This is a genomic window from Acinetobacter sp. 243_ASPC (genome assembly GCF_001054715.1).
GTDB classification, from domain to species: Bacteria; Pseudomonadota; Gammaproteobacteria; order Pseudomonadales; family Moraxellaceae; genus Acinetobacter; species Acinetobacter soli.
This window is the reverse complement of the sequence record NZ_JVOR01000097.1, coordinates 1-6,514: the sequence shown is the minus strand read 5'-3', so window position 1 is coordinate 6,514 and position 6,514 is coordinate 1. Positions and strand designations below refer to the sequence as shown.

Genomic DNA, 6,514 nt, shown 5'->3' with positions numbered 1-6,514 from the left:
GGATTCAGATGACGATCAATTTCTTCAGCGGTCATTGCTGTAAATTCATTTGTAATAAATTTATCTTGAGAGCCATCTTCTTCAAATGCGTAGACTTCACTTACAAGGTTTTTAAAGTATTTCATGTTGTCTCCAACCATTTTGCAATGTTGTTTGCATTTGTTGCATATCCAGAACCCGCAGGTATAGCAGCAAACAGCGGGAACTGTTGCATCGCGCTAGTTGAATAAACTTGCGCTAAAGCATTATTGGTTGAATTTAAATGTATGCCGACATAAGTATTTGCAGGAACATTCACAATAATTGCTATAAATTTAGTTTTGTCTGATGAGTTTGTATAAACAGTTCCACCAGTTCTTTGACTTGTAACATCAGCATATGCACCAACAGCTTCTTGTATACCCAAATTACTTCTAGCCAATGCTGGGTTATTGGCACCTGTACCTCCTTTTGAGATAGGTAATGCAGCGGGCAATGTGCCATCTTCGGCTCCAAGTGCAACATAAACTTCAGTAAAATTACTATTCACTTTATTGAACGCACTTCGTGCCGGTTCACCATTGCCATCATTCGGACTGTTGCCGATATTAATTATCTGCTTTGACATATTTTTTCTCACAAAAAAAGCACTCGATTGAGTGCTGTTGAAAGTATCTGAATTTAATTAAGGATAGAAAACTTGTGTGAACGTGGTTGAGATCCGCCAGATCTGGCCACCTAGACTGACTGGTGTATATGTCAAATCAGTCTTAACTCTGACTTCGCCATCTAGCGGTGAATCCCACAGAAATGAATCTGCACCTTTGTGCTCATCGAAAAAGGCCTTAATCGACTGAATTTCAGCTTTGTGAGCCGTTCTTTGGTAAGCCCACTGACCTTTTCGATTGTTGATTCCAACTGAAATATTTTGCTCATAGCCATCGCCAAACTTTGAACTCAGTACATTGAAGTTCTGAGTGTTGGAGTTACCGTCCAAGTCACTTGGCCAGTCAAATTTTTGGTTGCTCATTTGAAAGCAAACCTCCCCGTTGTCGACTCTCATTTCGAATGATTGATCGAACAGCGCTACCAATCATGCAACCCAAATTTTTTGGATTGTATTGAGACTTATGCTCTTTCAAACTAAAGCGTTTTTTTTGTTTTCTCAGGCTTTTCATGATTAACTCCAAAATCCAAATCAAGCAGACAGTAAGCCAACTTTGATTTTATGTTTATGTGAATCCACTTGACTTTTGATTGACGCTTCAACTTCAAGAAGTTCATTTTTCTTTTGAAGCAACTGGTAGTCTTCGTTATTCAGTACAACAATGACGCCATCAATTTCAAGAACCCAATCACCAAGTCGGATTAGTTTTTGTTGATTATTGCCGTTTAGTTTTGCTATTCCGCCAATTCGCCAGTCTTGATCAAAATCAATTTCTGCAGTGAACTCTGTGCAAATATCTAAGCTATTATTGCCAGTTAGATAGTTGTCTATTTTGATAAACTGAATTGCTTTCATATGAACTCCCAATAAAACAAAACCCCGCATATAGCGAGGTCGTGTTCTATCTAAATTGAATTAAAACTGATATTTGTAAAATACTTCATAAAGAATTCTAGTTAAGGCTGGTATAAAAGGAGTTTGTTCAACATCCAACCTGTACTCACGATCTCCTAATAAAAATACTAAACCACTTCCAGACCTAACTTTTGCTTGTCCGTGTTTTTCAGTAAGATAGGATGTGAATTCTAAATAGAAGTCTGCAAGATTTTGACTTTTTGGATTTCTCATTAAGGCGTAAGCCATAATTTCAGCATTTTCCCATGCTACTGGGTTTACATCAGTTCCCATATTTTCCTCCTAACGGTTAATTGGGAACTAACTTTTACCCTATTTTTTGTCAGAATGACAATTACTTACTCAACAACCCACCCTGCCGTTGTTCTTGCCGAATCACGGCGCGAACTGCATTACCGATCATTTGGCCGAGCTGCTTATGATCTTGTGTATTGGCACCTGAGGTGCTTACACCTGAATCGTTGACATCAACTTTGATTGAAATGCTTCCATTGTTTGCACTCTGGCGATCATTTAAGAATCGGGTTAAGTCCTGATTCTGTTTTGGATTCAGTACACGTTCACCGCCATCCAGCAACCATGTACCCTCTTTTGGCACATTATCTATGCCGTTATGGGCCATGCCCGCGATTGCCTGCGCTTCAATCATACCCACATTTGCCATGCCCAACCCGAGTGCAATAGGAGCCAAAGTCATATTTAATGGGTATGGAGCATTAGCCAACACATTTGAATATGCCAAAAATGCATTTATTGTTGCTTGAGCCGCAGCTATTTGCTGCTGTCCAAAATACATTAATTTGTATGCTGTACTAGATTCCCCAGCAGAATCTTTTACCAAGTCTGTCATGGAACCCCAAACTGTCTCAGCTTGGGATAATATTCCAGAATATGCATTAAGAACTGAGTCTACCTGACTTTGTGCCAGGTCTTTGACTGATTGATTATATTGCAAATCAAGCGCATTTTTAGCGTTTAAAAACTGCTCATGAGCCTCCAAAAGTTGTGCATTACGATCATTTTCATCTTTGATTAAATTAATCCCAGAAACTTGATTGTTATAAGCTGTGTTTAAGTCACCTAAATCACTCGAGTACTGGTTTTGTAGGCCCCACCGTGCATAACCGTTAGAATCATTTTGTTGATATAGCGCTTGTGCAGCGTTTTGACCTACCTGAAAAACATTGTCAGATGCTTGATTCATTGCAAAGAAGCTATTCATTTGATTCGCTTGTAAAAGCTTATCGCGAGTATCTTTAGTGAGTTGATAATTTTTAATTATCTCTTCACGCTCCCTTTGATATCGCTTAACTACAATTTCAGTTTCGTTCAGATAAAGCTCAAACGCAGATTGAACTTGTTCTTGCTGCTCACGGTGAACTTCACTGATTTCAAAATCTCGCTTACGTTGCAAAGCTGAAATTTCTTTTGCACGCTCTTTATCATTCAATTCAGTATTGGTTTTAGCCAACTCAATTTGACGTGAATAATAATCTTCGAGCTGCTTGATACGATCAGTTTCAAACGCTGTTAGATTTGCATAGTCTTCTTCACGCTGAACTCTAAGTTTCGTAGTTTGATCAAGATAAAGTGCTGACTCTTGAGCTAAACGATCTTTAAGATCCTTTGTTCCGGCATATGCATTATTAATCGCTTCAACTCGATCCTTGTGCTCCTCAGCAAGTTTTTCAGAGGCCTTATAATATTGAGTGTCAATATCTTTACGCTTATCTGAAAGCTCTTTAGCTGACTGTGCTGCAATTGCTTGTTGGGCCAAAAAGTCTGCTTGAGTAGGCATGATGAGAGAATTATCAATATTTGTCTTGCCATTAACCCCGGCAAGCCAACGTTGAACACCCGGCGCATATCCAGCAATTTCCTTTCGTTTTTCAGGTGATCTTCCACCATTTTTGTAATCTTTGAGACCTGCAACACCTGAGTTATATGAGGTGATAGCATCAGATAAGTTTCCAAATTCCTGATAACTTTCACTAATATACTTCGCTGCTGCTGCTGCTTGTTTTTCAACTGTGCTTAAATCTTTACCTACTCTATAGATACCAGTTGTCTGAAATAATCCTTTAGCGCCTGTAGGACTTACAGCGTTAGGATTGCCGCCTGACTCCTGAAGAACTAATGCAGCTAAAGTTCCAGCAGGTAGACCATACAAGCCTTCAATTTGAGCAAAGTTATTTGCTTTAGCGATTCCCTGAACCTTAGCAATTGCTGCTAATTCAGCTTTATTGAAGTTATAGTTCTTCTGGTTAAATCCCATATTAACTATACGCATTTGATCAGCATCAAGCTTTGAACCAACATATCCTAGTCCAGCGCTGTTACGATAGTCTGCAAAGTATTCAGCTTTCTCCTTTGACCAACCTAAATCTACATTAGTTTTTATATACTCTTCACGTTGCTTATCACTTAGGATATTTGTCAAGCTTTCACGTTGCTTCTGGGTATATGCATTCCAACGACTAGGCATAATCCCAAGTAGACGAGCCTGATCAGTTAAAACTTTATTTATATTTTTTTGCGCATCTGAAGCTTTATCGGTAACTCCTGTTAGAGAATCAGTCACCTTCTTTTGCGCATCCATTTTAGTTTTAGCTTGTGTTGCTAAACTTGCATATTTCACCATATTCGCATTGTATACATCTGATACATCCGAAAGTGATCCTATGCGGTTTGACAGCTCATCAGCACTGATTCCACCCTTTAAAAACTCTGCTCTCCATTCTTTAATTTTTTCGGATGATTCGCCCTGTTTTAAAACTGTTTCTGCAAGACCGCTGGCATATGCTGCTACCTGATTTTTAGCATTTTCATATGCTTCGGTATCAGATTTTAAATCTTGGGCTGCATCGTAAGCAAAAGCACGTTTTTTTGCATCACTCAAACTATTGTAATGAGTAACCAATTCACCTATTGATTTTCCTTGTGTATCAAATGCATCTGTAGCATCTTCCGTTTTACGTGTCATTGCATAGTATGTGCCACCAGCAATAGCTGCTTGAAAAGCTAACATTGCTATACCTGCAGGACCACCCAAGAATGCCGCAACACCTTTGAAAAGTGTTAATGCATTAGTAGCAACTCCTACCGATCTTGAGAATCCAATTAAACCTACGCCAGCACGTACAGCAAAAATTGAGGTTTGGACTAATTGAATCGAGGTCAAAATGAGAGAAGGTACTAATCGAGCAGACAAACCTGCGGCAACAGCAATAGTTACACCCTTTATTTGATCCCAGTTTTCTACAACATCTTGCAGTACAGGTACAACATTATTAACAAGCCTAGCTTCAATACCCTGCCATTGCAGATCCATTAATTGAAGATTCTTTTTAGCTTCTGTAAGGCTGTTTACCATGTCGTTAGACATAATTGCACCAGCTTTTTCTGCTGCATCACCCCAAAATTTAAATCCTTTACCATTTTTTTCTAATAGTGGAACCAACAACGAGGAATCAGAAATAATCGATTCCATGTAAAATGTAATGTCATTTGCTGATTTACCTGTCTTCTCTAAAGAGTTATAGAAAAGTTGTAATGCTTCAGGGCCTGATAGTTTTTGAAATTGCTGAATGGTTACACCCACTCGAGGCGCAATATTAGTAAAGAAATCAGCTAATGGGCCTCCACCTGTTTCTTGAAAATCACCGATCCGATCCTGCATGTCTTTTAATTGATTGGCGAATGATTCAAGTGAGATACCTGCTGTTTCAGCACCTTTAGCATAGTATTGAAACTGACCTACTGATGCGTTAGCTAATTTTGCAAAGCGCTGAATATCATTTCCAGCGGTAATCACTTTTTCACTATATGCAATCACGCTTGCAACAGATAACCCACCAAGTGCAACGCCAAAACCTTTTACTGCTAGACTCGCTAAGTCAAAAGAATCAGTAATCGCTTTAGTAGACTTTTTGGTTTCACGCTCTGCACGGCTTAATGGCTCTGTGTATCCCGCTACTTTGGCAACAAGATCAAGTGTCAAGCGGCCTAATGATGCTGTTGCCATGGTCTTCTCCAATTTTTGGGCATTAAAAAACCGCCACTAAGGCGGTTATTATGTGTATATGATCTACTTTAGTGATTTACTAAACGCATCATTGCAAATCAAGTAAGTTTTATTACTATACTCAGTTACTGCGTTGCGCTTGTTTTCTTCTGTTTGCCATAGTGGTTCTTTATATGCATCAATGATTATCGCCTTGAAGAAGCTCTTTCTCGGGCTATCATTAAAGTTATTATTCAAATTTTGTAGAGAGGTTGTTAGTGTAACTCCACCTTGACGTGCTTGCATTGTTGTTTGAGCCATTAAGGCAGCTTCTCCACACAAACCCTCTATCATATGCTCTTTGGTTATTGAATCCGTTTTACTAGATTTTGCAAATGATAAGGTACTAAACATCATTAAAATGATAAATAAGATTTTCATTACATAAGATTCCATTTTTGGTTTAAACCTTTTTCCCTGCACTCAAGAAATGAAAGATATGTTATTTTTTTTATAACTTTATTCTTATCATTTGTATTTTGGAAAATTGGATAGTTATAAATCTGAGAAATCACTTCTCGCTCCTTCGCTTTAATTTCATCTGGCATTTTACTTGTAGAAACACTTGCATAAGTTGAATCAATTGATAATCCATCCTGACGAGCTTTCATATCAACACCACTAAGGCTTGAGAGAGTTTTACAAGCAAGATCCTGTTTTTCAATATCATATTTTTTATCAAGCAAATTGATTAAATAATCCTGAGTAGGAATTTCAACTGCCATAACATTACTAGAACAACAAACCAAAAATAAAATGCCAAGGATATTTTTCATGCCTAAAACCCCACTGAATTATTATCCAGTGAGGTTATCCGAATTAAAAACTTAAATCTAGCTTAAAGTCCTTTTTCCATTGCCTCATCTAAAGACAATTCAATTTCTTTTGGC

General features: G+C 38.2%; 7 protein-coding genes. All 7 read right to left on the bottom strand.

What is annotated here, in order from left to right; translation table 11 throughout:
* Positions 1–121: 121 nt before the first annotated feature.
* The 7 genes from ADA42_RS13205 to ADA42_RS13175 all read right to left on the bottom strand — a co-directional run bounded on the left by ADA42_RS13205 (position 122) and on the right by ADA42_RS13175 (position 6,400).
* Positions 122–607: a hypothetical protein gene (locus ADA42_RS13205; RefSeq protein WP_048765687.1), complete on the bottom strand. Its 486-nt coding sequence runs from the start codon at positions 605–607 to the stop codon at positions 122–124.
* Between the two features lie 57 nt (positions 608–664).
* Positions 665–1,009 carry a phage tail protein gene (locus ADA42_RS13200; protein ID WP_048765684.1) on the bottom strand — a complete coding sequence of 115 codons (345 nt, stop codon included), beginning with the start codon at positions 1,007–1,009 and terminating at the stop codon, positions 665–667.
* A gap of 168 nt (positions 1,010–1,177) precedes the next feature.
* Positions 1,178–1,501 carry a hypothetical protein gene (locus ADA42_RS13195; protein ID WP_048765683.1) on the bottom strand — a complete coding sequence of 108 codons (324 nt, stop codon included), beginning with the start codon at positions 1,499–1,501 and terminating at the stop codon, positions 1,178–1,180.
* Positions 1,502–1,561: 60 nt separating this feature from the next.
* Positions 1,562–1,834: a hypothetical protein gene (locus tag ADA42_RS13190; RefSeq protein WP_048765682.1), complete on the bottom strand. Its 273-nt coding sequence runs from the start codon at positions 1,832–1,834 to the stop codon at positions 1,562–1,564.
* Between the two features lie 61 nt (positions 1,835–1,895).
* A complete protein-coding gene (locus tag ADA42_RS13185) occupies positions 1,896–5,585 on the bottom strand; it encodes a transglycosylase SLT domain-containing protein (protein WP_048765681.1) in 3,690 nt (1,229 codons plus the stop codon).
* Positions 5,586–5,648: 63 nt separating this feature from the next.
* On the bottom strand, positions 5,649–6,005 hold the full coding sequence (locus ADA42_RS13180; RefSeq protein WP_048765679.1) for a hypothetical protein: 357 nt from the start codon (positions 6,003–6,005) through the stop codon (positions 5,649–5,651).
* Positions 6,005–6,400 carry a hypothetical protein gene (locus ADA42_RS13175; protein WP_048765677.1) on the bottom strand — a complete coding sequence of 132 codons (396 nt, stop codon included), beginning with the start codon at positions 6,398–6,400 and terminating at the stop codon, positions 6,005–6,007. Before ADA42_RS13175 ends, ADA42_RS13180 begins: the two co-directional genes overlap by 1 nt.
* Positions 6,401–6,514: the final 114 nt, after the last annotated feature.